3 protein-coding genes are annotated in these 2354 nt (G+C 43.2%); 2 read left to right on the forward strand and 1 reads right to left on the reverse strand.

Annotated features, from left to right (window positions below; all coding sequences use genetic code 11):
• Nucleotides 1-989, reverse strand: a 989-nt coding sequence (gene pyk, locus A2517_RS04090) for a pyruvate kinase (protein ID WP_294894420.1), incomplete at its 3' end; no start/stop codon positions are given.
• A 137-nt stretch (nucleotides 990-1126) separates the two neighbouring features.
• Between pyk and A2517_RS04095 the strand changes: the two genes are divergently transcribed.
• The gene (locus tag A2517_RS04095; RefSeq protein WP_294894422.1) at nucleotides 1127-1780 is read left to right on the forward strand and encodes a hypothetical protein; all 654 of its coding nucleotides are present in this window, start codon (nucleotides 1127-1129) and stop codon (nucleotides 1778-1780) included.
• Between the two features lie 56 nt (nucleotides 1781-1836).
• Nucleotides 1837-2354, forward strand: a 518-nt coding sequence (locus tag A2517_RS04100) for a hypothetical protein (protein ID WP_294894424.1), incomplete at its 3' end; no start/stop codon positions are given.

Here is a 2354-nt window from a genome sequence, read left to right on the forward strand (position 1 = left end):
ATCGTCTCGACTACCAGCACCGGATTGTGCCCGACGGCACTCTCTTCTGAGAGCATTACGGCATCCGTTCCATCCAACACCGCATTGGCAACATCACTAATCTCCGCCCGCGTAGCGGACTCTTTTTCGGTCATGGACAACAGCATCTGTGTTGCCGTGATAACCGGTTTGGAGTGGGCATTGGCTTTATCAATCAACATTTTTTGAATGGTGGGAACACGATAATAAGGAACTTCTATCCCCAAATCACCCCTCGCGACCATTAAACCGTCCGAATGGCGTAAAATCTCGTCAATGTTTTCCACCGCATCAAACTTCTCTATTTTCGCGATAAGCTGTACCTCTCCGCCGTATGAGCGGACGACGTCACGCGCATTGATCATATCCTGGGCATTTTGGACAAAAGAGATCGCCATGAAATCAACACCGTTCGCCACACCCCATCCGATGTCAACTCTATCCTTTTCCGTCAAAATATCGATACCGAGCCTCGTGTTGGGAAAATTGATCCCTTTATTTGACGTGAGCTTCCCTTTATTTTCGATCATCGCCTGAACATGCTTATCGCTTATCTCTACAATACGAGCACGGATAAGACCATCGTATAAATAGACAAAATCACCCACGTTCAACATTCGAAGAATGGTACTTTCACTGATAGAAATACAATAATGGTTTTCCCCGATCTTTTCCCCTAGGCACGTTTCATAGTGGAAATCAAGCCGATCACCGCTCTCTAGCGTAAATTCTTCCTTCAATTTTCCGACACGAATTTTGGGGCCGCTAATATCTTGCATCACCCCGACGATCAATCCGGTTTCACGCATAGCTAAACGGATATTGGCCAGTACCTGCGCATGATAGTCATGAGTACCGTGAGAGAAATTGAGACGAAAAACGTTTACCCCGGCTTTGATTAGAGCCGAAAGGGTCTCAACATTATCCGAAGCGGGACCAACCGTCGCTAAAATCTTGGTTCGTTTTTGCATAAGGTCAACCTAAATAGATATTTTCGGATAATAGTAACACACTTTGGGATCATTCCTAAAACCGACCCGATCATGTTTTAGCCAATCTCAGCAATTTTAGACTACAATTGAGGTAATTTAGTTTTACAGGTTTTACTATGAGAAAAAGAGCAATCACCACCGATATTGTCCTCATCGATATCATCGATTTCTCACGTCTGCGCATGGATGAGCAGCTTGAAATAATCTCCTATCTCTCTCTAACCTATAAAAAAATGATCCTGAAAATGCTCAAAGCTTCCGGTATCACAATGGATAAGATGCTGCAGGGGATGATCCCGACAGGTGATGGCTTTTATTGTATTCTTCACCCCTCCTTGCAGGGGTTTGGTCCTTTATTAGGACTCTCATTTATCCATTTTTCCGATTATATTGCCAAAGAGTACCCTTATTTCAAAGGGATTCGTGTCGCGGTTCATACGGGAAAAGTACACCATTTTGAAGACATTTTGGGAAATGAAAATTTCATAGGTGATGGTTTAAATGAGTGCGCGCGTTACGTTGAAATCAAAAATCTCGTTGTCAGTACCGTTATTATTTCCGATTCAGCGTATGAATCACTGCAAGCATTTTTAACGTTGCATAAAGATTTTCATCAGCTTTTGGAAGAATGTGAATTTCGGCACAGTTCTCTCCACACCTTTCAGGATAAACATAATATCACCCATAGCGGCTATCTTATTTGGATGAGAAAAGGGGGGATTATCCCTCCCCCAAAACCCTCTTGGAATGCTGCACCTAAAAAACACTAATCAGAGACACCCTTTTTTGGGTAATATAACACTCATAATATCCTTAAGGAGGATGTATGCGTTTTACGGTCGATGAATATGCCAAAACCTTTAAAATGTCCAAAGAGATGATCCAAAACAAACTTAGGACAAAACGACTCAACTATATTATCGAGGGGGGCGTTACCTACATTATCGTCCCTAGAAGTTCATTGGATGAAGAAAAACGTCAAGAACTTGCCCAACAGAGCAAACCCTCAGCAGCAGCACCAGCTCCTCAAAAAACAACTGTCGGCATGATAATTGCCCTCTATCAAAAAGAGAACCAGCAACTTAAACTCAAAATCAAAGAGCTCGAAACCAAAATCGATCGCTTAGTCAACGACAAGGAGCAAATGCTCATTGCGGAGCGGGAACGGATTGAAGAGATCTATACCGCGAAAGATGAACAGCTCAAAAATTTACTGGATGTAATCAACACCAAACTGCTCCTCTCCCGAGACAACAGTGTTCAGGATGTGGACATCACCGCATCAGCGCCTGTTCCCCCCTCACTCTCCAGCGGTATTATCGAACTTAAACGGTATCTCAAGTT

The sequence above is a fragment of the Sulfuricurvum sp. RIFOXYD12_FULL_44_77 genome (genome assembly GCF_001830725.1).
Classification (GTDB): domain Bacteria; phylum Campylobacterota; class Campylobacteria; order Campylobacterales; family Sulfurimonadaceae; genus Sulfuricurvum; species Sulfuricurvum kujiense_A.

Bases quoted from the DNA above. Each gene is read 5' to 3' on its own strand.
- A2517_RS04095 (WP_294894422.1), top strand. From the start codon at position 1,127: ATGAGAAAAAGAGCAATCACCACCGATATTGTCCTCATCGATATCATC.